This is a genomic window from Piscinibacter sp. PDB5-1 (genome assembly GCF_056676035.1).
This window is the reverse complement of sequence record NZ_JBWVZL010000002.1, coordinates 995025-1018971: the sequence shown is the minus strand read 5'-3', so window position 1 is coordinate 1018971 and position 23947 is coordinate 995025. Positions and strand designations below refer to the sequence as shown.

Genomic DNA, 23947 nt, shown 5'->3' with positions numbered 1-23947 from the left:
GGCCAGCGGCGGCGCGTCGAACAGCGCGAACCGGATGGGCACGCGCTGCATCGCTACAGGTCGAGCCTGTCAGAGGCTCGGGTCCGTCCAAGCGATGGGTCGATGAGCCTCAATCGGTGAAGCCCTTGAGGAAGTTCACCGAGGCCTTGACGCCCCATTGGTTGTTGCCGAGCACGTAGTTGGCGTCGCTCAGCGCGATGCCAGCGCATTGCGCGATGGCCGTGCCGCCGTAGCCCATGAAGCAGTGGTCGGCGAACAGGTCCAGCACCTCGTAGTGCTTGACGATGTACCAGCCCGAGCCGTTGCTGCGGAAGCACGACTGGCGACCGGTGCAGTTGAGGCCGGTCACGCGCTCGGCCGAGGCGCGTGCGATGGACTCGCTGCCGCCCACGAACAGGTCGCCCTCGCCGTTGATGATGCGCACGCGGTCGGGCGACTGCGTGTAGCGGCCGGCGGTCATGCAGCTCGAGAGGTTGTAGGCCACCGTGTAGCCGGTGCCCGTGCCTTGGCCGAACGAGGCGCGCACGCGGCTGTCGTAGTTGCGCGAAAGCACCGAGATGATCGAGCCCTGGCTCAGGCCGCCGGTCACCACGCCCTTGGAACAGTCGGCCTTGGCGCGGGCGCACAGCTTGGCCACGGCTGAGTTGCTGTTGGCCGCATTGAAGATGCAGCGGGCGCGCGAGCTGATGGTTGAGCAGCTGCCGAAGCTGGCGTTGGCGTATTCGACAGTCGCGGCCACATAGCCGCGCGACACGGCCTCGTCGATGGCCGACTGTGCCCAGGCGCTGGTGTAGGGCTCGCCGGTGCCGCCGATGTAGACGAACACCGGGTAGCGGCCCGCGCCGACGGGCTCCTTGCCCTGGATGCTGTAGGTGGTGCCGCAGGTCGAGCTGCTGCCGCCGCGGTAGGTGGTGGTGAAGCTGGTCTGGGCCGAGGCCCAGGTGGCCGCAGCGGTGAGGGCGAGCGCGAGTGCGGCGCGTGCGAGGGATCGGATGCGCATGGTGCGTGTCTCCTGAGGGTTCATGGATGGGATGAAGCGCCGTTCTCGTCGAACGGGCACGGAAGCGCCCGGCCGGCAGCGAGGCCGGCCGGGCCGCGTCCGTCAGTAGAAGTAGCGGTGCACGCCGCCCTGGAAGAAGCTCGTCGCGATGAACGCGCCCGGCGTGCCGAAGGTGCCGGGGTCCACCTGCAGGCCGCTCAGTTGCGTCATGCCCGTCCACAGCCTCACCGGCACGCCCGCGCCGGTCTTGTGAACCAGCGTGATCGCGTTCAGGCCCAGGCCGTTGACGATGCCAAGCTCGCACACCGCGACGAAGTCGCCGCGCACGGTGAGGTCGTCCAGCACCTGGTTGACCGTGGTCTGGAACAGCAGCACGGGCAGGGCCGGCGTGCCGTCGCTCTTGATGTGGATGCGCCACAGGTTCTGGCCGCCCACGAAGTACAGGTGGCCGTCGCTGAGCTTGATGCCGTTCGGGAAGAGGTACAGCGGCGAGCCCGGCAGCCATTCGGCCAGCGTGTGGTCGAGCGTGCTGTGGTTGGTGATGCGCAGCTTGACGATGGCCGACTGGCCCAGCAGCACCGAGGGCGTCATCAAGATCGTGTTGCTGTCGAGCATGGCCATGCCGTTGTAGAAGACCGGCGTGGCGAAGGGCTTGACCTTCACCTCGGCGGCGGCACTGGTCCCGGGCCTGATTCGGAACAGCGCCGCCTTCTTGGGCGGCAGCGCGGCGCCGAGCAGCGGCGTCGGGTCGGCCACCAGGCACACGGCGTAGAGGTAGGTGTTGTCGGTCGTCATGCCCGAGAAGGTGCAGGTCTCGGTGCCGATCTTGGGCAGGGCCAGGCGGCAGGCCGTGTAGCCCGAACTGGGGTCGAGCTTGCAATGCGTGCCGTTGTCGGCCGTGCGCTTGACCTCGAACACGCCGTCGGCCCCAGCCGTGAAGTAGCGGCCGTTGGTCATGAACAGGCCGCGCTCGGTCGATTTGAGGACGGTGGGCGACACGAGGGTGTCGGCGTGGGCGCTGGCCGCCGCGGCCAGCGCGAAAGCGCAGGCCCACAGTTTCGACAGGAACTTCTGCATGGTGAGTCTCCGGTAATCGTTGTTGATGCCTCGGGTTGGGGCCAGTCTTTGTAGGTGAGCCGGTGCGCGGTCCCAATACCGAAATCGGGTTAAGGGATCGCACGCTTGCCAAGGGGCCAGCACGCGGCCTCGCCCCGGCCGATCCGTTTGTGCGGCGCCCATCCGTGACCGCAAAAACGACGAAGCCGCCCGGGCCCTTGGGGCCCGAGCGGCTTCGTCTGCGACACCGACCGCCTTCGGCGTCGCGGGGGTCACCAGCGCGTCGCCGAGCGACGCTGCGGTTCAGTTCACTTGTAGAAGCCGACCGCGCAGACCTGATCGCCCACCTTGGTCACGTAGCTGACCTTGGTGACCGGGTCCTTGCTGCCGGGCTTCGGCCACTTGTATTCGATCTCGTTGATCTCGCCTTCCTTGGCCGACTCGTACAGGCGCATGCCGAGGGGCTCGCCGTCGTTGCCCTTGATCGTCTTCATGCTCTTGCCGGCCAGTTGCGGGTGGGCGGTGAAGTTGCCGTCGGGGCCGCCGCAGAACGGATACAGGTCGCGGTCACGGAAGCCGTTTTCGCCCAGCGAGATCTGACCCAGCGTCTTCGACTTGTCGGCCTTCAGCGAGCTGACCACCTTCTGCAGCATGGCCTTGGCTTCGGCCGCGCTGCCTTGCGTGCTGGCGAATGCGGGCACTGCCATGACGGCGGACAAGACAGCAGCAGCGATCAAATTCTTCTTCATATTCATTACCTCCTATCACCTTTTGAATATCGCCGAGCAAATCGGCGAACGAAACCCGGTATTTCCGGATGGAAACAAGGGTTATATGACGGGGTTTCGATGATCTCCATGAAACCCCATGCTCGGGTGCAGCACGGGTCGGGTAGGTGCATGTCGATGACATGCCACCTTGCTTTCAAAACATCGAAGAGACGATGTTTTTCGTGAGAGGAAGCGAACACTCCTCGTGAGCCGGGACCGCGCCGCAAAGAAACTCATGTTGCAGTGCGGCGCGCATGGTATCCGCCAGATTTCGCATAACCGATCACTCTTGCGTGTGGAAACACTTGAAACCCTCGCGACACGGCACCGAGAGGACGCCGTGGTTATTGCCACCGGGTACCCCTTGCGCGGCAAGGGAGGCACTTTGACGCGCTGCCGCATGACGCCTACTGTTGTGACCCCGCGCTTCGGAGTCCCCCATGCTCACGCCGACCTCCCGCTGGTTGAGCCGATGCCTGCTGCTGCTGCTGGCCGTGCTGGCGAGCCAGCCATCCGCGTGGGCCGTGGTCGTGCGGGGAGAGTTCACCGGCCTGGCCTCGGGTCGCCAGTACGACTGGACGCAGGAGCGCTATGAGGTCTTCGACAACGTGGCCACTTCGGGCCGGTTTGCTTTCGACACGTCGCTGTTCGAACCGACGCAGGGTGAGGCGACCGGGCTCTATTGGCCGCTCTCGGAGGAGGCGGCCTTTCTCGACCTGACCGTGGGCGATCGGCGCTTCGAACTGCCAGGTCTGGCCGCCTCGCTGTCGTTCTCGCAGAACGGTGACGACGAGACGATCTTCTTGAACATGGGCAGCTACTACGGGGCCTTCCTCGCGCTCGTCGGCGACTTCTTTCCCGGCCGTCCCGTGGTGGACGAAGAAACCGGCGCCTGGCGCGAACTGAACCTCGACACGCTGCGCCTGGCGCCCGTCGATCTGCTGCGCTCGCGTGGCAATGCGCGCTCGGCCAGCCCCCATGGGCCAACCGACTTCTACGCCGACTTCCGCTTCACGCAGGTGCGGCTCGACACCCCCCCGGTCACGGCCGTGCCAGAGGCGCCCGTGTGGCTGGCGCTGCTGGTCGGTCTGGGGGCCGTGCTGGGCCGCCGTGTGGCGGCGTCCCGCGCCACACGGCCAACGGTGTGACGCACCCCGACTGAAGCACCCCACGCACGCGGAGGTCCCATGAACAACACCATCCTCCGCCGCGTCGTCCGCGCCGCGCTGCTGCTTTGCGGGCTCGCTGGCGCCTTGCCGGCGTGGGCGCTGCCCGTGCACGGCAGCTTCATCGGCACCGCGCACAACGTGCGCATGTATGGCAGCGACCCGTCGGTGTGGGAAGGCTCGCCGGTGCACGGCCGCTTCACGGTGGACGTGGCCGTGCAGCCGCAAGACAGCTATGTCGAAGAGTCGGGTGCCATCCGCTACCTGGCGCCGGGCGGTGTCGTGATCTCGCTGAACGTGTTCGGGCGCGACATGCGCTTCGGTGATGACGATTCCTGGTCGTTCATCACCCTCTCGAACGGCCCGGACCGCCAGGAGGTGGTGCTCGCCGCCAATGGCGCGTACCACCCGTACTACAACGCGACCCTGTCGCTGGTCGGTGCGCCGGGCGCCTTCGCCTTTGGCAATGACCTCGACAGCTTCCATGCCGGCCCGGTGGACGTGGCGGGTTCGTCCTTCGGCTATTTCGCCGACCGCTACAGCGGCGCCGACGTCCGCCTGGCGAGCGTGCGCTTCGATGCCGTGACCACGCCCGTGCCGGAGCCGGCGGTGTGGATCACCACCCTGGTCGGCCTGGGCGGACTGATCGTGCACCTGCGCCGCCGCCACGCGAAACCGGACGACGTGGCGCCCCCGGCGGCGCCGTCACGGCCGCGGCCGTACCTGTTGCATGCGCGGTCACGCCGGCAGCGGGCCTCGGTCGCCCGGCACATGCGCCGCATCGAGACCGAGCCCATGCCGCTGGAGCTCGGCATGAGCGGCTGGCGCGGCCCGCCCCAGGCGTGACGGGAAGCGAAGTGCGCGGCCGCCATGGCGCTGGCTCATCTGGATGCGACCTTGACGAGGTGCTGTCATGAACAAGCTTGTTTCTCAAGGGCAGGGGGCGCGTTGCTGGCGCGCGTTCGCGGGCGTCTTGCTCGCTGTGGCGCTGCTCACACCGTCGCCACGCGCCGAAGCGGTGGTGGTCAGCGGCAGCTTTTCGGGCCTGGCGAGCGGCCACAACTGGGCACTGACCTTCAACAACGCGCCGTTCACCGGCGGTTTTTCGTTCGAGGTGGACGACCTGGTGCCTGACGTGGAAAGCATCTTCAGCAGCCCGGACCGGACCGCGTGGGTCGCGCCGCAGGTGGGGGCCTTGTGGCTGGAGGTGGACCATGGCACCTACCGCGCCCGCTTCGGTCAGGACCTGTCGATGTGGGTCTTGCTCACCGACCGGCCCGATCGACAGCTGGTCCATCTCATCGCCTCGGACATGGCCTTCACCTCGGTGTCGTTGACGATCGCCGGCGCAGCGGGCGCGTTTGCCGACGGCGAAGACCCCCTCAGCCTGCACCCGGGCGATGTGGTGCTGCGGCGGTCCAGCCTGAACTTCGGCTCCAACCGCTACGGCGCTGTCGGGCGCCTGCACGAGTTGCGCTTCGATCCCATCGCCACGCCCGTGCCCGAGCCCGCCGTGGGCCTGTTGCTGATCGCCGGCCTGGCTGCGGTGTACTGGCGGCGCCAGCACGAGGGCCATGGGCGCGGCTCCGAGCGCGAAGAGGACGCCGCATGAACGCCGCGCGCCGCCTCGCGGTGCTGCTCGGTGGCCTGCTGGTGCTGGCCCTGAGTGGCCTGCGCGCCGAGGCCATCGTGGTCTCGGGCAGCTTCGCCGGCTTCGCCAGCGGCGCGAGTGCGGGCGGCAGCTACGACCACCGGCCGTTCGACGGCATCTTCAGCATCGACCTCGATGCCACGCCCGACCCTGCGTACACCGATGTCGGCCCCCACCACACTGAGTGGTGGATGCCCGTGGGGAGTGCCTCGCTCCAGTTTCGCCACGGCAGCACCGCCTGGCCGTTCTATCCGAGCGAAGAGCCGCACCGCTTCGCCGTCTACAACCATGCCGACCGGCAAGAGGTGCGCATCACCTCCGGCGTGTGGTTCGGTGGCAGCCTGACCCTCGTGAGCACGCCCGGCGGCTTGGTGGACGGGCTGGACTTCCGCACCTTCCACCCCGGTCCGGTGAACATCGCGGCTTCGACCTTCAGCTTCGGAGGTCACCAGGAAACCGGCGCCGGCCCCTTGTCCACGCTGCGCTTCGATGCCCCCTCGACGCCCGCACCGGAGCCCGGCACCTGGGCCTTGCTGTTGGGAGGCCTGGCCGCGCTGGGCGGTGAGCGGCGGATGCGGGCGCGACGCCGCTCAGCCGTGTGAACGCAAGGCTTTCAGCAGCGCATCGCGCTCGGCCGGGTCCACTTCGGCGGCCAGCAGCTGGAAAAACTGCTCTTGGCCGGTGGCGCGGCTTGCGGTCTTCTTGACGATCACGCCCGCGATGGGCCCGAGGCGCGACACCAGCACCTGCCGCGCATGCGCCAGCGTGGCCTCGTCGATCGGGCGGTCACCGGGTGCGGGTGCGCCCGTGCGGCCGGCCGAGCCCGCCGTGGGCGTCGGCGCGCTGGACGGGTGCGTGCGGCCGCTGCTCGTCATGCCCGTCTTCACCACCGAGAGCTTGGTCTCGAAGGCATGGCGGTCGCGGTCATTGCCCAGCTGCTGGCCGAGCGCGTGGGCGAGCGTGTTGAAGTCGAGGCAGGTCTTGGCGGCCTGGCGCACCATCACGCGGGCCATCGGGCCGACGAACGAGGCGAGGGCGCGCTCGATCTGCGTGAGCGTGTTCGCGTCCCAGCCCGTGGGCAGCGTCGAGGGGTGCGTCGGCGCGGTGGCCGGCGATGCGCCCGGGGCCGCCTCGCCCGGTTTCACCGGCGCGGCGATGATGGTCGTCTGCGCCTCGTCGTCGGTCAGTGCCGAACTGCGCTGCACCAGCGCCGCACGGAACTGCGCCGCGCTGGCGAACCGGTGTTCGGGCCGCTTGGCCAGCGCCTTGGCGACGATGCTGTCGTAGAAGGCCGGGCGCCCGCTCATCGCCTGGCTCGGCGGCACCGGCTCTTTGTTGAGGATCTGGTACATCACCGACTCGACCGAGCCCGCGAAGGGCTGCTCGCCGGTGAGCATGCGGTACAGCAGCACGCCGGCCGCGAAGATGTCGATGCGGTGGTCGAGCCCTTCGCCCACGTACTGCTCGGGCGCCATGTAGCCCGGCGTGCCGATGGTCGAGGTGACCCGCGTCAGCGCCACCGACTCGATGCGCGCGATGCCGAAGTCGGTGACCTTCAACTGCCCCGAGGGCGTGACGATCAGGTTGGCTGGCTTGATGTCGCGGTGCCACACGCCGTGGTGGTGCGCGCAGTCGAGCGCGGCCAGCAGCTGGTCCATGATCGACAGGATGTCGGCCTCGGGCAGCTTCGGGCTGGTGTTGAGGATTTCGCCCAGTGTGCGGCCCTGCACGAGCTCCATCGCGATGTAGGCGGTGGTGTCGTCTTCGCCGTACTCGTAGATGTTGACGATGCCCGGGTGCGACAGCCGCCCCACGGCCTGCGCCTCGTTGCGAAAGCGCGCCGCAGCCGAGGTGCCCGAGCGGTCGTCGCCGATCAGCTGCTTGTGGATGGTCTTGATCGCCACCGGCCGCTGGATGACCGGGTCCACCGACTTGTAGACGACCCCCATCGCACCCTCGCCGAGGATGCCGGTGATCGGGTACTTGCCGAGTTGCGTGGGGTGGGCCATGGGCGCGGTCGAAGTCGGTGTCACGCACGGGGGGCGGCGTGGGCGGTGCAACGAATTGTCGCTGCGCCCAGCCGGCTGCGGCGCGCCTTGTCACCTGGGCGCGACGCGTAGCAACCCGCCTTGTGCGCGGTTTTGCACGCTGCGCCGCCCTCGTGGGGCCGCCTCACCCCTTTGACGCACCGGGCGCCGTCTTGGATGCAGCGCGGTCCGCCCGGCTTCAGCGCTTCGAGCTGCCTTGCCGTTCGGCTTCGGCCTTCATCTCGCGCTCGATCTCTTTCATGCGACCCATCATCGCCTCCATGCGGCCCATGACCAGCTCCTGCGTCACGCGCATCAGCTCGGGCGTCTTGGCGATCATCTTCTGCCCCACGGGCGAGGCATAGAAGGCGGTGAGCTGGTCGATCTCTTCCTGCGAATACACCCGCGAGTAGGCGTCGATGATGGGCTGCTTCAACGCGTCCCAGCCCAGTTCTTCGCGCACCACGACCTGCATGCGGTCGAAGTGCCGTCGGAACTGCTCGCGCTGCTCAGGCGGCACTTCGTTGGCCATCTTCTGCACCATCGGCTCGGTTTGCGCGTAGGCCGCGTCCATCATCTTCTTCATGTCGAGCAGCGAGAACAGCCGCTCGATGGACGCACGCGAGGCCGGCTCGGCGGCTGCCGGCCCGTGGACGCACAGCGCCAGCAGGCACAGCGCGGTGGCGGCGATCTTCTTCAGCATGGCCGTCCTCAAGCGTCGAGCATCTTCATCGCATGCACCAGGCTCTTGCGCATGCGGCTGAACGACTCGGCCAGGGTGCCGATCTCGTCTTTCGAGCGGGTGGCGAACTCGGGCGCGTCCAGCTCGCCCAGGCTCACGCGGTCGGCCAGGCCCGAGAGCTTGCTCACCGGCTGGATCACCAGCTTCCACAGCATCAGGTTGAGCGCCAGGCCGATCAGCAAGAACACGCCGGCCAGCAGGCCCATCACCACGGTGAAGGCCTTGTCTGCGCGTTCCAGCGGCACCGACATCGGCACCGACACGACCTGCGCGCCGAGCACCTCGTTCAGCTGCCAGCCGAAGCCGTTGGCCGGGCCGTACTTCTCGACCAGCGGCTTGGGTGCGGCCTCGACCGTGCTGTGGCAGCGCAGGCAGGCGCCGTTGGTCAGGCTGATCGGGCGGGCGATGTAGAGCGAGGGGCCGGCCGGCGTGCTGCGCTGGCCGATGAACTCTTTGCTGTCGGGCGACTGGCGGAACTGCGAAATGATGTCTTCCTCCCAGTCCTGCGCGCGGTCGCGCGGGTTGGTCGGGTTCAGCATCGCCGGCTTGTAGGCGTACTCGGGGTGCTTGGCGCGCAGCGCGTTCAGCACCTCGGAGGCCGAATACGCCGGCACCGACTGTGGCAGGAAGGTGTAGGTCATCTGCGTCTGCAGCAACGGCGCGACCTGCGTCGCGGTGTACGAGCTGACCGCCAGTGCGTTGTCCATCAGGATGCGGGCGCGGTCCACGACTTCGTCGCGCGCGCCCTGCTGCAGCAGCGTGCGGGCCACGTAGCCCGAAATGCCGAGCCCGATGGCGAACACGACGAGAAACACGAGGTTGAACTTCAGCAACAGCTTCATGCGGGCCTTCTTTCGGTGGCGGTGATCGGGTTCTCAGTAGCCGGAGGCCGGCCGGGGCTTGGGTTCGTACTTCTCGGGGTGCAGCACGCGGTCCCACTCGGGGTGGGCCGGCAGATTGGCCAGCAGGCCCTTGCGGAAGTCCGCCTGCTTGGCCTGTGCGCGCCACCGTGTCACGAAGACGGGTCGAAGGGCCGGTTCGGATGCAAGCCAAGCTTTCACGTCGGCATAAGCGATGTCGGCCAGGCGCTTGGGCGCCACGTCCTTGCCCTTGAACAGCTCGGCGCGCGCCGGCAGGGTGTCGAGAAACGGCCGCGGTAGCCGCTGGATGAACGCCGCCGTCGGCCGCGAGGCCACGCTGGCCTTGTCGCTGCCCACGGCCGCGAAGAACTGCTCGTTCTTCACCGTCACCGCCGCCTGCGGCTTGCCGCCGCGCCGGTCGATCAGCGTGGCCTCGCCCTGTTCGACGAAGACATGGCTGCCGTCGGGCTGCACCGCCATGACCGTGCGGCCGGTCAGCGCGGTGGCGTCGAGCTGCGGCGACAGCAGCGCGCCGGGCGTGCCGGGCTTGAGCGCCGACCACTTGGCCCAGCCCTGCAGCAGGTAGGCGGTGGGGGCGGTCTTGCTGCGCGCGGTGGGCAGCTTGGGGGCGAGCAGGGCGCGCGAGTCGGGCCCGAGGTCGAGCACGTGCCCGTCGTTGAATTCGATGCGCAGCAGCCGGTCTTGCGGCCCGGTCTCGACGATGTCGTCGGCTGCCAGGCGCACGCCTTCGGCCAGCGCGTGCTTGCCGGCGTCGCGCACCAGCAGCGCCTGGCCATCGACGATGGTGACCACCGCGACCGGGGGCGCGGCGCGGCTGGCCGCGGCCGGCAGCAGCACGCCGGCGACCGTGCCCAGCAGCGCGCCGACCAGCGTGAAACCCCAGCGCCAGGGTGTCAGGGCCGGGGCGGGCGTCGCTGTGGGGGCCGCGGTTCGACCCGCTGTCGTTCGACTCATGGCTGCCTTCTCACGCGGTGGTGGGGCCGGATCGGCCCGCGTTGGGTCGCTGGGTTCGCACGCGGGCGGTGGCCCGTCACGCGAGGCGCGAAGGATAGCGGCTGGCACCGCCGCGTTGGCCCCCCAAGATGACCTTTGACACCGGGGCAGGGCGCTGCATCGGCGGTGCCGCGCGTCGCCTAAAGCTCGGCGGCGACCGGCTTGGCGCTGTGCAGCTTGTGGATGGTGATCTTGCGCACCTCGGCCTTGCTGGCCTCGATGTGCGTGCGCAGCAGCAGCTTGGCCGGGTCGGCGCGGCGTGCGAGCACGGCCCGCAGGATCTTCGCGTGCTCGTCGTAGGTGGCCGACACGCGCGGTGGCTGCGTGAAGTCGAGCCGGCGCACGATGCGGATGCCGTCGGTCACGTCGGCGTGCACGCGCGCCATTTCGAGGTTGCCGGTGGCTGCCACCAGCGTCGAATGGAAGGCCTCGTCGAGCGCAGCGACCTCGGTCGCGTCGGTCTTTCGCTCTTTGTCGGGCACCAGCCAAATGGCCTTCAGCAGGCCCAGGTCGGGCATCGGCTCGGCGGTGCACAGGCGATCGACGGCGGCGCATTCGAGCAGCACGCGCAGGTCGTACAGCTCTTCGAGGCGGCGGAAGTCGAAGGGCGCGACGCTCCAGCCGCTGCGAAAGGCCACCTTCACATAGCCTTCGAGTTCGAGCCGGAACAGCGCCTCGCGCACCGGCGTGCGCGACATGCCCAGGCGGTCGGCGATGTCGCTCTCGGTGAAGCCCTCGCCGGGCAGCAGCACGAAGTCGAAGATGGCGGCCTTGATGCGCCGGTAGGCCTCTTCGGCGCGCGTCAGCGAGCGGGGGTCGGCGGCGGGTGTCACGCGGGTCTTCGCGCCGGGCGCGCGGGTGGCTTTCTTCGCCTGGGGTTTCATCCCATCAAGCTTACATGTGCGGCCACGACGCGCCAGCCGTCGGCGGTGCGCATCCAGGTCTGCGACTGGCGACCCACGCGCTCGCTGCCGTGGCGTTGGAACTCGACGTTCGCGGTGGCGAAGTCTTCACCGTAGGTCGTGATCTGTGTGCGCAACAGCGTGCGCGCCAGGCCAGTGGCGGGGCGGGCCGCCCGAAAGTCGCGGATCGCGCCGTAGCCGTACAGGTTCTCGGTCGCGCCATAACGCAGCGTGTGCGGGCTGTCCCAGAACAGTTCGTCGAGCGTGGCGACGTCGTTGCTCACCAGCGCCTGCTCGTAGCGCTGGAAGGCGACGGTGACTTCTTCGAGGATGTGGGGAAGGTTGATGTGCATGGTGCGATGAGCGGGCGGGGCTTCGACCGGCTCAGGCCGAACGGGGTGGAACATGCGAAGGTCTTTTCAACGCAAAGACGCAAGGAAAGACGGGATTCCTTTGCGTCTTTGCGCCTTTGCGACCTTGGCGTTGAATCTCGGGCCCGACCCACGAATCCGTTCGGGCTGAGCCTGTCGAAGCCCCGCCACGCAGAGGGCACGATTCATATCGTCGCCACCGGCGCCACGGCCACGCCGCTGGCTTCCAGCGCGCGCGCCACGCGCAGCGCGAGGTCTTCGCGCCACGGGGCGGCGATCACCTGCACGCCCAGCGGCAGCCGGTTGGCGCCGTCGGGCCACAGCGGGGCGGCCACCACCGGGCAGCCGGCGTACGAGATCGGCTGCGTCAGCAAGCCCACCGAGGGCCGCGCGGGCACCTCGACGCCGTTCAGCTCGAAGGTCTCGGCGCCGATCACATGCGCCGGCGCCGGCGTGGCGGGTGCGAGCAGCACGTCCCATTGGCCGAAGAGCGCCAGCACCCGGTCGCGGTAGAGGCGCCGGAAGCGCTGCGCCCGCACGTACCACTCGGCCGGCTGCAGGGCGCCGGCGATGAAGCGGTCCACCGACAGCGGCTCGAAGTCGCCCATGCGCTCGCGCAGCGTGGGCAGGTGCAGCGCGCCGCCTTCGCTGGCGGTGGTGATGAAGGCGGCGGCGCGCGCGAGCTTCGCGTCGGGCCACTCGACGCCCGGCGTCGCGCGCAGCACCTCGGCGGCAATCGCCAGCGCCTTGCGGGCCGACGGACCCGCGTGCTCGTCGAAGTAGCCGCCCAGCGCCCCGATGCGCAAGCCGGCGATCCCCTGGCCGATGTGCCCCAGCGTGGGCTGCACCCGCGTGGCAAAACAACCCGGGTCCAGCGGGTCGGGCCCTTGCAGGGCGTCGTAGCTCGCCGCCAGGTCTTCGACCGTGCGCGCGAAGGGGCCGAGGTGGTCGATGCTCGCCACGAAGGGAAAACTGCCGCGCCGCGACAGCCGCCCGAAGGTCGGCTTCAGGCCCCACACGCCGCACAGCGACGAGGGCACGCGGATGGAGCCGTTGGTGTCGGACCCCAGCGTCACCGGCACCTGGCCCGCCGCCACGGCCGCGCCGCAACCGCCCGATGATCCCCCCGCCGTGCGCCGCATGTCGCGTGGGTTGCGGCAGGGGCCGACGTGCGAGTTCTCGGTGGTGAAGCCGTACGCGAACTCGTCCATGTTGAGCGCGCCCACCAGCACGGCGCCGGCGGCGCGCATGCGCTGCACCAGCACCGCGTCTTCGCGCGCGGCGGGCTGGCCCACGCGCAGCTTGCTGCCGGCCCGGGTGGTGAGGCCCTCGATGTCGAACAGGTTCTTCACCGCGTACGGCAGGCCGGCCAGCGGCGGCAGGGCCTCGCCGCGGGCGCGCCGCTGGTCGATGGCCTGCGCCTCGCGGATGGCGCGCTCGAAGCAGCCGTCGGTGAAGGCGTTGACGCGCGGGTCGGTCACCTCGATGCGCGCGATGCAATGTTCGAGCGCCTCTTCGGCCAGCAACTCGCCGCTGTGCACTGCGCGAACGATGTTGAGGCCGGTGATCATGTTCGCTGCTTCCTTGACGTTCATGCCGCGGGCGGGGTGCCGGGGTCGTCGGCCGGGAAGGGGGCGGGCCGGAAGATCTCTGCCGGCTCGGCGTCGGCCGCCATCGGCACGGCCTGCAACAGCGCCGCGAGCGCGCGCGTGCGCGCCAGGTGTTCGGCGACGCGCCCGGCGCGTTCGTCTGACAAGGGCAGGTTCAAGAACGCCGCCGCCCCGCGCACGTAGGCGAGGGTGACGGCGCGTTCGGCGGACTCTGAAGACTCGGCGGTCATCTGGCAACGGCTCCCTGCTTGTCGCGCCCCACATCCCGTCGGGCTGCGGCGCGCGCAACGTTCTAGCGCCGCACCTCCCGCTGGAAGATCTCGAGGCTCAGCTTCTTGGTGTCGACGAAGCTGGGCTCCGAGAGCGTCGCCACGGTACGGGGGCGGGCATCGGCGTAATGCAAGATTTCGGCCACCTTGGTCGGCCGCTTGGTCAACAACAGCACCTGGTCGGCGAGGTAGACCGCCTCTTCGAGGTCGTGCGACACCAGCAGCATCGTGGTGCCGGTCTGCATGAACACCTCTTGCAGCTTCTCGCGGATGAACAGTGTCATCTCGAAATCGAGCGCCGAGAAGGGCTCGTCGAGAAACAGCACTTCGGGCCGGGGTGCCAGCGCCCGCATGATCGAGGCCGTCTGCTGCTGGCCGCCCGACAGCTCGTAGGGGTAACGCTTGAGGTCGAACTTCACGTCGAACGAGGCGACGAGTTCTTCCACGCGGCGGTCCACCTCGGCCTTGCTCTTGCCTTCGAGCTTGAGCGGGTAGGCGATGTTGTCGATGGTGCGCAGCCACGGAAACATCGCCTCGCGGTAGTTCTGGAAGACGTAGCCGATCTTGGTGTCTTTGAGCGACTTGCCATCGAACAGGATCTCGCCCGCGTCGATCGGGATCAGCCCCGCGATCATGTTGATCAGCGTGGACTTGCCGCAGCCGTTGGGGCCGAACACCGAGACGATCTTGCCCTTGGGGATGTCGAGGTCGAAGTTCTCGTACAGCGGCCAGCCCGCGAAGTACTTCGTCAGCCCGCGGATCGTGATGTGCGTGCCGGCCGGGCCAGGTTCGAACTTCGGGGTGGGCACATCGGCGTAGACAGGGCCGTTCAAGACTGCACTCATCTGCCACTCCAGTGAACGATGCGCCGTTCCAGCAAAAGGAAGAGCACGTTGAGGGCATAGCCCAGGGCGCCGGCGGCGAGGATGGACGCGTACATGTCGCGCACGTTCATCACCTGCTGCGCATTGATGATGCGGTTGCCCAGGCCGCTGTCGGCGCCGATGAACATCTCGGCCACGATGACGATCACCAGCGCCATCGACACCGCCGAGCGCAGCCCCACGAAGCTCGGCTGCAGGCTTTCCCACAGCAGCACGTCCTTGAAGACCTGCCAGCGCGAGGCGCCCATCACCTTGGCCGCCATCACGCGCTGCTTGCGTGCGTTGATGACCCCGTAGGCGCTGTTGAACACCACGATCAGCATCGCGCCGAAAGCGGCGATGGCGACCTTGTTGATGTCCGACACGCCGAAGATCATCAGGAACAAGGGAATCAGCGCCGACGAAGGCGTGGACCGGAAGAAGTCGATCAGGAACTCGACGCTGCGGTAGGCCTTCTCTGAACTGCCCAGCAGCACGCCCAGCGGCATGCCCACCGCCGCGGCGATCACGAAGGCCTGCACCGTGCGCCACACCGTCACCGCGAAGTCGGTCAGCAGCGGCCCGCCGGCCAGGCCGCTCAGCAGCGCCCCCAGCGCCGCCGAGGGCGGTGGCAGCAAGATCGCCTTGATGAAGCCCAGGCGCACGACCAGGTCCCACACGATGAACAGGACGACCGGCCCGACGAAGGGCAGCGCCCGGCCCCAGTTCGCCTTGCGGCTCGCGGCGACGGGCGGCTGGCCCGCGCTCGGCGACCAGGGTTTGGGCGGTGCGGCCGGGGCGGCCACCGCAGACGGGGTGGTCGTCATCGCGCTCACCCCTTGTAGAGCATCGAATCGACCATCAGCCGCGACGAGAAGATGCCCTTCTCGGCGAACAGGTCGAAGAACTTCTGGAAGTGCGCCACGTCGGCCGGCTTGAACTCGTTGTAGAGCATGTAGGCCGGCAGCGGCACCTCGCCGGTCAGCGGGCCTTCGATGGCGGTGTAGCCCTTCATGAACTTGCGCGCCTCGTCGGGCTTGCTGCGGATGAGCGCAATGCCCTTGGCATAGGCCGCGATGTACTTCTTGGCTTCGGCCGGGTACTTCTTGATGAACTCGGCACTGAGCGAGGCCGAGCCGCCGAACCACGGCGCCAGCGGATCGCCGAGGATGTACTTGGCGATCACACCGCCTTCGAGCATGCGCGTGCTGCCGTTCAGGCGGCCCACGGTGCCGGTGGGTTCGAGCGTGTAGCAGGCGTCGAGCTGCCCGGCCGCGAGCGCCGCCACGTGCTGCGCGATCGGCAGCTCGACCACCGTGTTGCCGGTGGCGCCCGCGCGTTCGAGAACGGTCTTGCACAGCGTGACGTTCTGGATGCCCGGGCCCGAACCGATGCGCTTGCCCTTCAGCTCGCTGATGGCCTTGATGGGGCTGGCCGCCGGCACCAGGAACTGGTCGAGCACGTTCTTCGCGTTGCTCGGGTTCGACGCGAAGATCTTGAAGGTGCCCGGCGCCGCGATCTCGCCGATGGCGATGTTGGCCGACCCCGTGCCGTTGGCCGTGCCATCGGCGCGGCCCGACAGCACGGCCTCCATCACCTGCTGCGCGCCGGCGAACTTGAGCGGCTCCACGTCGAGGCCGGCTTCCTTGAAGTAGCCCAGTTCGATGGCCGCGTAGAAGGGCAGGCCCGCCGCGATGGGCCAGTAGCCGATGCGGATCTTCGGCCCGGCCTGCGCCCGCACGAAGGCCGGTGCGCCCAGTGCGGCGAAGGCACCGCCTGCGGCGGCAGCGGTGACGATGCGGCGACGCCGGGCGTCGGGCAAGGGGGCGGTCGGCGAGGTGTGGGGACGGGTGCTCATCGAAAGACTCCAGGGTGAAACACGTCGGGTGACGAAGGGGTTGAGGGGTGGCCGCGCTCAGGCCGGCGTGGCCGCGCGCATCGCCGCGAGGTAGTTGCGCCAGCCGCCGTACATCGAGATGTCTTCGGCGGCGCCCAGCGCGATGGCTTCGCACACGAAGCCGTGCACCGAGCGGCCGTCGGCCAGCGTCAGGCTGCCCAGGCCCAGCGGCGCGGGGATCAGCGCGAGAAACGACCCGACCTGCGACAGCGGCATCGCCCACACCTCGACGGCGATCGACACGCCGCCGGTCTCGACCCGTTGCAGGCCCGGCTTGGGCGGCACGGTGCCGGGCAGGGCGAAGAGCTTGTAGTTCGGGCCGGTGAACGTGGCCTCGACGAAGGTTGCGCCGCGTTCGGTGAGCTGGCCGTTGAGTGGCAGCCCGCTCAGGTGCGCGCCCACCACGACCAGCGGCAGCGTCGGCTCGCTCGCCGGCGAGCGGCGGGGGGCGGGTGCGACCGGGGGCACGGCGGTGGCCGGCGCCAGCGCACCCAGCGGCAGCGCGAGGCTGTGTTGCCACGCGAGCCCGAAGCGCACCAGCGCCGCGTCGGCCCCGCCCGGGGCGATGAAGCTCACGCCGAAGGGCAGGCCGCCGTCCACGAAGCCGAAGGGCAGCGCCAGCGCGGCCCAGCCCAGCAGGTTGACGAAGTTGGTGTACTGCCCGAGCTGCGCATTGGCGCCGATGGGGTCGGCCTCGACCTCGGCGAAGCTCGGGTGCGTGGGTGCGGTGGGCACGAGCAGCACATCGACCTCGTCCCACAGCCGAGCGGCCTGGCGCTGCGCCGCGCGCAGGCGGTACTGGCCGCGAAACGCCTCGGTCGCGCTCATGTGCGTGGCCGGCTCGATGACGCGCCGCACGGTCGGGTCGAGCCGCTCGGGCGCTTCGTCCATCAGCGCTTGCACGACCGCATGGCGCTCGGCCACCCACGGGCCGCCGTACAGCAGCTCGGCGGTGGCGTGCAGCGGCGCGAAGTCGATGGGCACCAGCGTGTGGTCGAGCCCGCGCGCATGTGCCAGTGCACGCTCGAAGGCCGCCGCGTAGGCCGCGTTGCCGTGGAACACCGGTTGCGCCGGCACGCCGATGCGCAAGGTGCGCGGCCAGTGGGCGGGGCCGGGGCGGAAGTCGCTGTAGTCGTCGGCCTCGTCCGGCCCTTCGACGACGGCCAGCAGCTCGGCCGCGTCTTCGACCGTCAACGCGAAGATCGACACGCAATCGATGCTGCGGCAGGCCGGCAGCACGCCCGTGGTGCCCACGCGCCCCGGCGTCGGCTTCAGCCCGACGATGTGGTTGAAGCCGGCCGGCACGCGGCCCGAGCCGGCGGTGTCGGTGCCCAGCGCGAAGGGCACCTGGCCGGTCGCCACCACGTAGGCCGAGCCCGAGCTGGAGCCGCCGCTGACGTGCGCATCGCTGAAGGCGCAGGGCACGCGGCCGTAGGGCGAACGCGTGCCGACCAGGCCGGTGGCGAACTGGTCGAGGTTGGTCTTGCCGATGGGCACGGCGCCGGCGTCCACCAGCTTCTGCACCGCGTGCGCATGCGCGGTGGCCGGGCCGTGCGCCCAGCCCGCGCAGGCAGCCGTGGTGGGCAGGCCGGCGACGTCGATGTTGTCCTTCACGGCAAAGGGCACGCCGTACAGCGGCTGCGCGGCCAGCAGCGCGGCGGCATCGCCAGCCCGCAGGCGCGCGTCGAGCTGATCGGCGGTGGCGAGCAGTTGCGATGCAGGGAACTGGCTGATCCACGCGCCCGGTGCGAGCGAGCCGGGGTCGAGCGCACGCGCCACCAAGGTGCGCACCGTGGTGGTGCCGTTCAGCAAGGCTTGGCGGATTTCCCCCAGCGTACGCAGCTCGTTGACCATGTGTTTCGCCCTGACGTTGTGCATGCGATCTTGTATGCAAGATGCGTTGCAGTATGCGTGCCAGGCGATCGGGGCGCGACTGGAAGACGGGTGACCGGCGTCACCGGTCGCCGGGTACCGAGTGCTGGGGCGAGGCGGGGCATGCCGGTCGTCCGGCTGCCTTCTGTGCCTCGTCTTTCGGCCCTTCGCGGGCTCGGTCAGGCTACTTCGCGGGGGTCTTCAGCAGCTCTGCGGTGTCGCCCTGGTTGGCGAAACGCGCACGCTTGGGGTCGGGGTGCACGCGGCGAATCCACACGGCCTCGACGTTTTGCGGGTACTTGGCCTGCAGCGCGGCGAAGCTTTCGGGGTCGCGTTCGCCGTCGTCGCCGAACAGCACGAAGCGCACGTTCGGGAAGGCTTCGAAGATGGCGCCGATGCGTTGCGTCTTGTAGCCCTGCTGGTCGGTCAGCGAGTCGCCGCCTTCGATGTTGACTTCTTTCAACTGCAGCACGCCGCGCGGAAACTGGTTGCCGCGCAGGAAGCGGCGGATGCTGTCGCTCAACTGCCGGGGCGAGGCCGACAGGTAGAACACCGGTGTCGCCTCAGGGTTCGGGTTGCGCGCGAGCAGCGAGCGGTACAGCGCGGCCATGCCGGCGACGGCTTCGCGCGACTCGGGCGGGCGCAGAAGGCTGTTGGCGAGCAGGCGGCGCTTGCTGGTGACCTCGCTCACGAGCACGGTGTCGTCGATGTCCGAGACGATGCCGAAGCCGTTGCGCGGGTCGTGCACCAAGAGGCTGGCCGGGCCGCTGGCGGCGGGGGTGGTCTTGATGTCGTGCCAGCCGGGCGCGAGCGTGTCGCCGGGCAGCGCGGCGCTCGACCACAGCTCCCAGTAGCCGTGGTCGTCGGCGCGCGAGCGCCAGCGCAGGCCGCCGACCGACCACTCGACGCGGCCTTCTTCGCCGCTCGTGAACAGCAGTCGCGTGTTGCGGTACAGCGTGTCGAGCCGGCCGCTGTCGGCGCTGGCCACGGGGCGCACGTCGGTCAGCCGGCCCGAGAAGCGGTGGCCGTGCGGGCCGGCCCAGGCGTCGTCCACGATGTTGTGCAGCGGGCCGGCGGCTGCGCCGGGCGCGCTGAGGGTGGCGCTGAATGCAAAGCAGAGGGCGATCGTTGCGAGCTTCATGCGGTGTCTTTCTGCAGGGTGGCGACCAGGCGCCGGGCGATGTCGGCGGCGGCCTGGGGTTTGGCGATGCGGCGGGCGGCGTTGCGCATCGCGTTCATCTGTTCGGCGTTGCCGAGCCAGCGGCGCAGGTGCCAGGCGGCGTCGGGCACGTCGTGCAGGCGCACGGCGGCGCCTTCTTCGAGCAGGTACTCGCAGTTGCGCTGCTCTTGGCCCGGGATGGGCGCGACCAGCGCCATCGGTTTGCCCTTGGCGAGGATCTCGTTGGTGGTCAGCCCGCCGGGTTTGGTGACGACCAGGTCGGCGGCGTCCATCCATTCGTGCATGTTGCTGACGAAGCCGTTCACCTGCACCGGGATCGGCAGCGTCGCGGCGCGCGCGCGGCACGCGGCTTCGAGCTCGGCGTTGCGGCCCGCGACGACGACGACGCTCAGCCCGCAGTCTTCACCCGCGAACGAATCGAGCATCGCCACCAGCGGCCCGACGCCGAAGCCGCCCGACAGCAACAGCACCGTCGGCCGCTCGGGCAGGCCGAGCGCGGCGCGGGCCTCGGCCGCCGGGCGCGTGTGCGCGAACACCGGGTCGATCGGGATGCCGCTGCTCGTGATGCGCGCGGCGTCGATGCCCTTGCGCTGCAGCTCGCGCGCGCCAGCGTCCGACGCCACGTGGTAGTGGTCGATGTGCGGGTAGACCCAGAACGCATGCGGGCTCACGTCGGTGACGACGGCGTGCACCGGCACGTCGAGCCGGCCCTTGCGCTTCATGTCGGACAGCAGTTCGAGCGGCAGGAAGTGCGTGCACAGGATGGCGCCCGGCTGGGTCTCTTCGAGCAGGCGCGTGAAGGCTCGGCTGTTGACCTTGTCGAAGGCCAGCCGCGCGCGCATCGACTTGCTGCTGCGCGGCTTGACCACGTCGTAGCGTTCGTAGAGGTGGCCCCAGACCTCGGGCGCGCGCTGCACCAGGTCGATGTAGGCCTGCGCGTACATCTTGCGAAAGAAGGCGGTGGTGCAGTCGAGGATGTCCACCACCGCATGGCCGGGGTCTTGCGATTGTTTGAGCGCGGCCGACACGGCCTGCGCGGCGCGGGAGTGGCCGGCACCGGCGGTGGCGTGCAGCAGCAGCAAGGGGGCGGTGGGCATGCGGGCGTGGACGGGTGGCTAAACGAAGGCCCGAGGTTAGCCGCAACGCCAGCGCATCAAGGCCGGCGAAAGCCCGCACGTGCCGCCGCCGCCGCCTCGCGCGTGACGCAGCCCTCGGCGTGGTCGTTGATGAGGCCCATGGCCTGCATGAAGGCGTAGACCGTCGTCGGGCCGACGAACTTCCAGCCGCGCTTCTTGAGGTCTTTCGACAGCGCCACCGACGCGGCCGAAGTCGAGGCCGTCTGCGGTGCCGCGCAGTCGGCCGCTGCCGGCTCGAAGCGCCAGAAGTAGGCCGCCAGCGAGCCTTCGCGGCGCACCGTGTCGCGGGCGCATTGCGCGTTGTGGATCACCGCTTCGATCTTGCCGCGGTGGCGCACGATGCCGGCGTCGCCGAGCAGGCGTTCGACATCGTGCGGTGTGTACGACGCGACCCGGTCGAAGTCGAAGCCGTCGAAGGCCGCGCGGAAGTTCTCGCGCTTGGCCAGGATGGTTCGCCAGCTCAGCCCCGACTGAAAGCCTTCGAGGCACAGCTTCTCGAACAGCCGCCGGTCGTCGGCCACCGGGAAGCCCCACTCGGCGTCGTGGTACGCGAAGAACTCGGGCGCGGCCGCGCACCAGCCGCAACGTGGTCGCCCGTCGGGGCCGGCAACGGTGGTGGCCATGGTCAGCGCGGCGCCGAGGTCGGGTGGGTCGTGAAACGCAAACGTGAGATGAACATCGGGAGGTCTCCTTGAATTCAGGGCTGCGTGGCCAAGGTCCACAGCGCCTCGGTCCACAGGCGCAGCCGGGCGGCGGCGTCGGCCCCGGCGTCGGTGGGTGTGTCGGGCGCCGACAGCAGTTCGCGCAGGGCCTGGGCCAGCGGGGCGGCCACGTCACCGCCCGCCGCGCAGCGCACCACGCGGTGGCGCACGCCCAGCGCCTGCGCCCGCGCGACGTTGGCCTGCTGCTCGGGTTGGTCGGTCACCAGCAGCGCGATGGGTTTGCGATAGACCTGCGCGGCCGACAGCGCCGCCATGCCCGGGGCCGAAACGATGACGCGCGCGTGCGCGGCCTTGGCGACCCAGTGCGCGTCGAACGCGTGCCAGCCCGTGCGGCCCGGCAGCCCTTCTGCCACGCCATGCCAGCGCAGGCCGGCCTGCTGCAGGCCCTGTTCGATGGACGCGGCGAAGGCCGGGTCGGTGAAGTGCGGGTTCAGGTACACGGCCGCGCCCTCGGGCGCAGCGCCTTCGGGGGGCGTGGCCGGCGCGGGCGCCACCGGGGTCGGCAGCACGTGGGTGCGCGGGCGGGGCGTCTGCGCCGCGGTGTGCGCGAAGTCGTGTTCGATGCGGCCGTGCGCGCGGTCGATCAGCGCACCGACGACCCCGCTGAAGCCGCGCGCGAGGGGTGCCGGCCAGCGCCCGGCGAAGTTGTCTTGCAGCGCGCGCCGCAGGCTGCCGCCGTAGACGTGCACGACGCGCCGGCCCAGGCCCAGCGCCCCGAGGCTCAGCAGCGCGGGGTGGAAGGAGTCGTTGACCAGCAGGTCGGCCCCGCGCGACAGGCGGTGCAGCCGCCACAGGTCGCGCCCCATGTGCTGGGGCAGCAGGGTGTAGGCGGCGATGGTGCGGTCGGTGCGGCCGCGCTGCATGTTCTGGTGGCCATCGAATTGCACCGCGTACAGGCGCGAGAGCACCGGCGCGTCGATGCCGAAGCCGGCGAGAAACGTGGCGCCGGCGTCCGAGGTGGTGAGCACATCGACCTGCGCGCCGCGTGCGCGCAGCGCGTGCGTGAGCAGCTGCGCGCGCATCAGGTGGCCGCGCGCGTCGGCCGTGGCGAGGTAGACGATGCGTGGCGCGGGCATCAGGTCCGGTTCAGCAGCCGCAGGCCAAGCCCGGCGCCGAGCATCGCGAGCGCGGTGCTGATGCCGAAGGCGCGGTCGATGGCGCGGGCCTCGGCCAGCAGCGCGTCGAGCCGGGCTTGTTCGTGCGGGGCGACCAGGCGCTGCAAGGTGTGGGCGCACAGGCGCACGTGCCGGGCTTCGTCGGCCAGCACGCCGTCGATCAGCAGGCGCATCGGGTGGCCGGGGTGGCGCGCGTCGAGCACCGCGCGGTGGCGCACGAGCACGCGTTGCGCCATCTGCTCGGCGCACAGGCCGATGGCGAAGGCGGGCACCAACGCACCGTGCGCGAAGTGCGGTGCGTGGTGCTCGGCCAGCGTGCGCCATTGGCGGATCTTGCGGCGGCTGATGGCGTCGGGCCGCTGGCCGCGCCGCGGCACGCCGCCACGCGCCACCAGCGCCTGCGAGAAGCGCTGGCTGTGGGTTTCTTCTTCGGCGAGGTGTTGCGCGACCTGGCGTTGCAGCCACGCGGGCGCGCCGTGCAACTGCTCGTCGCGCAGCGTGAGTTCGGTGGCCTCTTCGCCGGCGAGGTACATGCGCAGCAGCAGGCGTTCGCCGGCCGGCGTGGCGTGCAGCTGCGCGAGCGCGGCGCGCTTGAGCGCATCAACCGCGCGCGCCTGGGCGCGTGCCCAGCCGCGCAAGGCCGGCGCCTCGGGCGAGACGCACGCGGGCGCGGCGGCGTGCAGGGTGCCGGTGCTCAAGGCCGGGTGACCTGCCAGGCCAGCACCAGGCCCAAGAAGCTGTCTTGCAGGAAGGCCTGGCCCGAGCGGGCGGCGGAGTCGAGCTCGACCTCTTTGCCGTTCAGGCGCAGGAAGCCGCGCTGGTCTTTCACGCCGAGCACGAGCTTGCTGCCCTTGGCGAAGCCCTGCTCGCGCAGCGGGCGCAGCATCGGTTCGCGGTCGAGGCCGAAGAGGAAGAGGTCGCGTCGGATCACCTCCAGCGGCAACTGGCCGCTCAGCGCTTCGATCTCGGCCACCCAGTTGCCGCGCATCAGCGTGTCCACCATGCCCTCGGCCGTGGTGTTTCCCTCGACCGTGAGCCTGGCGCGCACGACCGGCTTGGCCACCTGGCCGACCCCCAGCGCCACGGTGACGTCGGCCGCGCGCTTGCCCGCGGTGCGGGGCTTGCCGGCGAGGTTGTCGCGCACCTGCACGAGGTCTTGCGCGAGGCGCGCTGTGAGCGCCGGGTCGGCCAGCGCCTTGAGGCCCTGCTCGGGCGTGAACAGCAGCCGGGTGGTGTCGCCCTCGCGGGCGCTGACGTGGTACAGGTCCACCTTCACGTCGCTGAGCTTGCCTTCGACCGGCGCGTGCGCGTGGGCGCTGGCGTTCCACTTGCCCTGGGCCGATTCGAGCTTGACGTGCAGGGCCACGGGCACGGTCTGCCCGTTTTCGGCGCGGGCGGTGCCGTGCACCACCAGGTCCGCGGCGAGGCGCTTCTTGGGGTCGGCGCCGGGCTTGTTCGAGAACAGCACCGTGCGTTGCGCTGAGAAGAGGTCGGCGCGCACGAAGTCGTCGTCGAGCGCGAGGCGGTTGCATTGCACCGAGGCGTCGTCGGTGCCGTGGCCGAGTGGGCAGCCGCTCTGGCTGGCAAAGCGGTGGATGCCGCGCTCGGTGTACTCGACCGCACCGGCGTGCGTGGCCGCGAGCAGCGGCAGCAGGGCGGCGGCGCGCAGCGCCAGGGCAAGGGGAAGGGCAAAGCGTCGGGTCATCGCAGAACAAGACTCCAAG

At 69.9% G+C, this 23947-nt stretch carries 26 protein-coding genes; 5 read left to right on the top strand and 21 right to left on the bottom strand.

Translation table 11 applies throughout. The annotated features are described in order from the left end of the window. Positions 1–109: 109 nt before the first annotated feature. The 3 genes from AC1KAT_RS12000 to AC1KAT_RS11990 form a co-directional block, all read right to left on the bottom strand. Positions 110–1000 carry a hypothetical protein gene (locus tag AC1KAT_RS12000; RefSeq protein WP_480326125.1) on the bottom strand — a complete coding sequence of 297 codons (891 nt, stop codon included), beginning with the start codon at positions 998–1000 and terminating at the stop codon, positions 110–112. 102 nt (positions 1001–1102) lie between these two features. Continuing rightward, entirely contained in the window at positions 1103–2077 is a 975-nt protein-coding gene (locus tag AC1KAT_RS11995) for a hypothetical protein (protein ID WP_480326123.1), read from the bottom strand. Positions 2078–2364: 287 nt separating this feature from the next. Beyond that, positions 2365–2763 carry a cache domain-containing protein gene (locus tag AC1KAT_RS11990; protein WP_480326121.1) on the bottom strand — a complete coding sequence of 133 codons (399 nt, stop codon included), beginning with the start codon at positions 2761–2763 and terminating at the stop codon, positions 2365–2367. Between AC1KAT_RS11990 and AC1KAT_RS11985 the strand changes: the two genes are divergently transcribed. The 5 genes from AC1KAT_RS11985 (at position 2762) to AC1KAT_RS11965 (ending at position 6245) form a co-directional block, all read left to right on the top strand. Further along, the gene (locus AC1KAT_RS11985) at positions 2762–2908 is read left to right on the top strand and encodes a hypothetical protein (RefSeq protein ID WP_480326119.1); all 147 of its coding nucleotides are present in this window, start codon (positions 2762–2764) and stop codon (positions 2906–2908) included. The genes AC1KAT_RS11990 and AC1KAT_RS11985 overlap by 2 nt on opposite strands. A 358-nt stretch (positions 2909–3266) precedes the next feature. Beyond that, positions 3267–3974: a hypothetical protein gene (locus AC1KAT_RS11980; protein WP_480326117.1), complete on the top strand. Its 708-nt coding sequence runs from the start codon at positions 3267–3269 to the stop codon at positions 3972–3974. A 39-nt stretch (positions 3975–4013) separates the two neighbouring features. Then, positions 4014–4838 carry a hypothetical protein gene (locus AC1KAT_RS11975; protein WP_480326115.1) on the top strand — a complete coding sequence of 275 codons (825 nt, stop codon included), beginning with the start codon at positions 4014–4016 and terminating at the stop codon, positions 4836–4838. 67 nt (positions 4839–4905) lie between these two features. Next, positions 4906–5604, top strand: a complete 699-nt coding sequence (locus AC1KAT_RS11970; RefSeq protein WP_480326113.1) for a PEP-CTERM sorting domain-containing protein — start codon at positions 4906–4908, stop codon at positions 5602–5604. Then, a complete protein-coding gene (locus AC1KAT_RS11965; protein ID WP_480326111.1) occupies positions 5601–6245 on the top strand; it encodes a PEP-CTERM sorting domain-containing protein in 645 nt (214 codons plus the stop codon). The genes AC1KAT_RS11970 and AC1KAT_RS11965 overlap by 4 nt, the downstream gene beginning before the upstream one ends. Here AC1KAT_RS11965 and AC1KAT_RS11960 read toward each other — a convergent pair. The 18 genes from AC1KAT_RS11960 to AC1KAT_RS11875 all read right to left on the bottom strand — a co-directional run bounded on the left by AC1KAT_RS11960 (position 6234) and on the right by AC1KAT_RS11875 (position 23928). After that, positions 6234–7652, bottom strand: a complete 1419-nt coding sequence (locus tag AC1KAT_RS11960) for a serine/threonine-protein kinase (protein ID WP_480326109.1) — start codon at positions 7650–7652, stop codon at positions 6234–6236. The two genes, AC1KAT_RS11965 and AC1KAT_RS11960, sit on opposite strands and share 12 nt — an antisense overlap. 217 nt (positions 7653–7869) lie before the next feature. Continuing rightward, positions 7870–8373, bottom strand: a complete 504-nt coding sequence (locus tag AC1KAT_RS11955) for a DUF2059 domain-containing protein (protein ID WP_480326107.1) — start codon at positions 8371–8373, stop codon at positions 7870–7872. 8 nt (positions 8374–8381) lie between these two features. Beyond that, positions 8382–9254 carry a Tll0287-like domain-containing protein gene (locus tag AC1KAT_RS11950; RefSeq protein ID WP_480326105.1) on the bottom strand — a complete coding sequence of 291 codons (873 nt, stop codon included), beginning with the start codon at positions 9252–9254 and terminating at the stop codon, positions 8382–8384. A 33-nt stretch (positions 9255–9287) separates the two neighbouring features. After that, positions 9288–10247, bottom strand: a complete 960-nt coding sequence (locus AC1KAT_RS11945) for a FecR family protein (RefSeq protein ID WP_480326103.1) — start codon at positions 10245–10247, stop codon at positions 9288–9290. Positions 10248–10426: 179 nt separating this feature from the next. Next, positions 10427–11170 carry a GntR family transcriptional regulator gene (locus AC1KAT_RS11940; RefSeq protein WP_480326101.1) on the bottom strand — a complete coding sequence of 248 codons (744 nt, stop codon included), beginning with the start codon at positions 11168–11170 and terminating at the stop codon, positions 10427–10429. Then, positions 11167–11541, bottom strand: coding sequence for an oxalurate catabolism protein HpxZ (gene hpxZ, locus AC1KAT_RS11935; RefSeq protein ID WP_480326099.1), 375 nt, complete (start codon positions 11539–11541; stop codon positions 11167–11169). Before hpxZ ends, AC1KAT_RS11940 begins: the two co-directional genes overlap by 4 nt. A 203-nt stretch (positions 11542–11744) precedes the next feature. Beyond that, positions 11745–13130, bottom strand: coding sequence for an AtzE family amidohydrolase (locus AC1KAT_RS11930; RefSeq protein ID WP_480326097.1), 1386 nt, complete (start codon positions 13128–13130; stop codon positions 11745–11747). Positions 13131–13150: 20 nt separating this feature from the next. Next, positions 13151–13399 carry a DUF4089 domain-containing protein gene (locus AC1KAT_RS11925; protein WP_480326095.1) on the bottom strand — a complete coding sequence of 83 codons (249 nt, stop codon included), beginning with the start codon at positions 13397–13399 and terminating at the stop codon, positions 13151–13153. A gap of 62 nt (positions 13400–13461) precedes the next feature. Continuing rightward, positions 13462–14283, bottom strand: a complete 822-nt coding sequence (locus AC1KAT_RS11920; RefSeq protein ID WP_480326093.1) for an ABC transporter ATP-binding protein — start codon at positions 14281–14283, stop codon at positions 13462–13464. Continuing rightward, complete coding sequence (locus tag AC1KAT_RS11915; RefSeq protein WP_480326091.1) at positions 14280–15128, bottom strand: ABC transporter permease; 849 nt, start codon at positions 15126–15128, stop codon at positions 14280–14282. The genes AC1KAT_RS11920 and AC1KAT_RS11915 overlap by 4 nt, the downstream gene beginning before the upstream one ends. Before the next feature lie 5 nt (positions 15129–15133). After that, positions 15134–16159, bottom strand: a complete 1026-nt coding sequence (locus tag AC1KAT_RS11910; protein WP_480326089.1) for an ABC transporter substrate-binding protein — start codon at positions 16157–16159, stop codon at positions 15134–15136. Positions 16160–16216: 57 nt separating this feature from the next. Next, entirely contained in the window at positions 16217–18076 is a 1860-nt protein-coding gene (gene atzF, locus AC1KAT_RS11905; RefSeq protein WP_480326087.1) for an allophanate hydrolase, read from the bottom strand. A 178-nt stretch (positions 18077–18254) separates the two neighbouring features. Beyond that, positions 18255–19211, bottom strand: a complete 957-nt coding sequence (locus AC1KAT_RS11900) for a phosphatase domain-containing protein (protein WP_480326084.1) — start codon at positions 19209–19211, stop codon at positions 18255–18257. Then, positions 19208–20347: an MGDG synthase family glycosyltransferase gene (locus AC1KAT_RS11895; protein ID WP_480326082.1), complete on the bottom strand. Its 1140-nt coding sequence runs from the start codon at positions 20345–20347 to the stop codon at positions 19208–19210. Before AC1KAT_RS11895 ends, AC1KAT_RS11900 begins: the two co-directional genes overlap by 4 nt. 56 nt (positions 20348–20403) lie before the next feature. Then, complete coding sequence (locus tag AC1KAT_RS11890; RefSeq protein ID WP_480326080.1) at positions 20404–21009, bottom strand: DNA-3-methyladenine glycosylase I; 606 nt, start codon at positions 21007–21009, stop codon at positions 20404–20406. A gap of 74 nt (positions 21010–21083) precedes the next feature. Further along, positions 21084–22184 carry a glycosyltransferase family protein gene (locus AC1KAT_RS11885; protein ID WP_480326078.1) on the bottom strand — a complete coding sequence of 367 codons (1101 nt, stop codon included), beginning with the start codon at positions 22182–22184 and terminating at the stop codon, positions 21084–21086. Then, positions 22184–22921: a hypothetical protein gene (locus AC1KAT_RS11880; RefSeq protein WP_480326076.1), complete on the bottom strand. Its 738-nt coding sequence runs from the start codon at positions 22919–22921 to the stop codon at positions 22184–22186. Before AC1KAT_RS11880 ends, AC1KAT_RS11885 begins: the two co-directional genes overlap by 1 nt. Beyond that, positions 22918–23928 (bottom strand): hypothetical protein, encoded by a 1011-nt coding sequence (locus AC1KAT_RS11875; protein ID WP_480326074.1) that lies wholly within the window; start codon positions 23926–23928, stop codon positions 22918–22920. Before AC1KAT_RS11875 ends, AC1KAT_RS11880 begins: the two co-directional genes overlap by 4 nt. Positions 23929–23947 lie beyond the last annotated feature (19 nt).

What these genes read in the sequence shown, in the direction of transcription:
- AC1KAT_RS12000 (WP_480326125.1), bottom strand. Translation starts at nt 1,000, where the DNA reads ATGCGCATCCGATCCCTCGCACGCGCCGCACTCGCGCTCGCCCTCACC.
- AC1KAT_RS11995 (WP_480326123.1), bottom strand. Translation starts at nt 2,077, where the DNA reads ATGCAGAAGTTCCTGTCGAAACTGTGGGCCTGCGCTTTCGCGCTGGCC.
- AC1KAT_RS11985 (WP_480326119.1), top strand. Translation starts at nt 2,762, where the DNA reads ATGACGGCGGACAAGACAGCAGCAGCGATCAAATTCTTCTTCATATTC.
- AC1KAT_RS11990 (WP_480326121.1), bottom strand. Translation starts at nt 2,763, where the DNA reads ATGGCAGTGCCCGCATTCGCCAGCACGCAAGGCAGCGCGGCCGAAGCC.
- AC1KAT_RS11980 (WP_480326117.1), top strand. Translation starts at nt 3,267, where the DNA reads ATGCTCACGCCGACCTCCCGCTGGTTGAGCCGATGCCTGCTGCTGCTG.
- AC1KAT_RS11975 (WP_480326115.1), top strand. Translation starts at nt 4,014, where the DNA reads ATGAACAACACCATCCTCCGCCGCGTCGTCCGCGCCGCGCTGCTGCTT.
- AC1KAT_RS11970 (WP_480326113.1), top strand. Translation starts at nt 4,906, where the DNA reads ATGAACAAGCTTGTTTCTCAAGGGCAGGGGGCGCGTTGCTGGCGCGCG.
- AC1KAT_RS11965 (WP_480326111.1), top strand. Translation starts at nt 5,601, where the DNA reads ATGAACGCCGCGCGCCGCCTCGCGGTGCTGCTCGGTGGCCTGCTGGTG.
- AC1KAT_RS11960 (WP_480326109.1), bottom strand. Translation starts at nt 7,652, where the DNA reads ATGGCCCACCCCACGCAACTCGGCAAGTACCCGATCACCGGCATCCTC.
- AC1KAT_RS11955 (WP_480326107.1), bottom strand. Translation starts at nt 8,373, where the DNA reads ATGCTGAAGAAGATCGCCGCCACCGCGCTGTGCCTGCTGGCGCTGTGC.
- AC1KAT_RS11950 (WP_480326105.1), bottom strand. Translation starts at nt 9,254, where the DNA reads ATGAAGCTGTTGCTGAAGTTCAACCTCGTGTTTCTCGTCGTGTTCGCC.
- AC1KAT_RS11945 (WP_480326103.1), bottom strand. Translation starts at nt 10,247, where the DNA reads ATGAGTCGAACGACAGCGGGTCGAACCGCGGCCCCCACAGCGACGCCC.
- AC1KAT_RS11940 (WP_480326101.1), bottom strand. Translation starts at nt 11,170, where the DNA reads ATGAAACCCCAGGCGAAGAAAGCCACCCGCGCGCCCGGCGCGAAGACC.
- hpxZ (WP_480326099.1), bottom strand. Translation starts at nt 11,541, where the DNA reads ATGCACATCAACCTTCCCCACATCCTCGAAGAAGTCACCGTCGCCTTC.
- AC1KAT_RS11930 (WP_480326097.1), bottom strand. Translation starts at nt 13,130, where the DNA reads ATGATCACCGGCCTCAACATCGTTCGCGCAGTGCACAGCGGCGAGTTG.
- AC1KAT_RS11925 (WP_480326095.1), bottom strand. Translation starts at nt 13,399, where the DNA reads ATGACCGCCGAGTCTTCAGAGTCCGCCGAACGCGCCGTCACCCTCGCC.
- AC1KAT_RS11920 (WP_480326093.1), bottom strand. Translation starts at nt 14,283, where the DNA reads ATGAGTGCAGTCTTGAACGGCCCTGTCTACGCCGATGTGCCCACCCCG.
- AC1KAT_RS11915 (WP_480326091.1), bottom strand. Translation starts at nt 15,128, where the DNA reads ATGACGACCACCCCGTCTGCGGTGGCCGCCCCGGCCGCACCGCCCAAA.
- AC1KAT_RS11910 (WP_480326089.1), bottom strand. Translation starts at nt 16,159, where the DNA reads ATGAGCACCCGTCCCCACACCTCGCCGACCGCCCCCTTGCCCGACGCC.
- atzF (WP_480326087.1), bottom strand. Translation starts at nt 18,076, where the DNA reads ATGCACAACGTCAGGGCGAAACACATGGTCAACGAGCTGCGTACGCTG.
- AC1KAT_RS11900 (WP_480326084.1), bottom strand. Translation starts at nt 19,211, where the DNA reads ATGAAGCTCGCAACGATCGCCCTCTGCTTTGCATTCAGCGCCACCCTC.
- AC1KAT_RS11895 (WP_480326082.1), bottom strand. Translation starts at nt 20,347, where the DNA reads ATGCCCACCGCCCCCTTGCTGCTGCTGCACGCCACCGCCGGTGCCGGC.
- AC1KAT_RS11890 (WP_480326080.1), bottom strand. Translation starts at nt 21,009, where the DNA reads ATGGCCACCACCGTTGCCGGCCCCGACGGGCGACCACGTTGCGGCTGG.
- AC1KAT_RS11885 (WP_480326078.1), bottom strand. Translation starts at nt 22,184, where the DNA reads ATGCCCGCGCCACGCATCGTCTACCTCGCCACGGCCGACGCGCGCGGC.
- AC1KAT_RS11875 (WP_480326074.1), bottom strand. Translation starts at nt 23,928, where the DNA reads ATGACCCGACGCTTTGCCCTTCCCCTTGCCCTGGCGCTGCGCGCCGCC.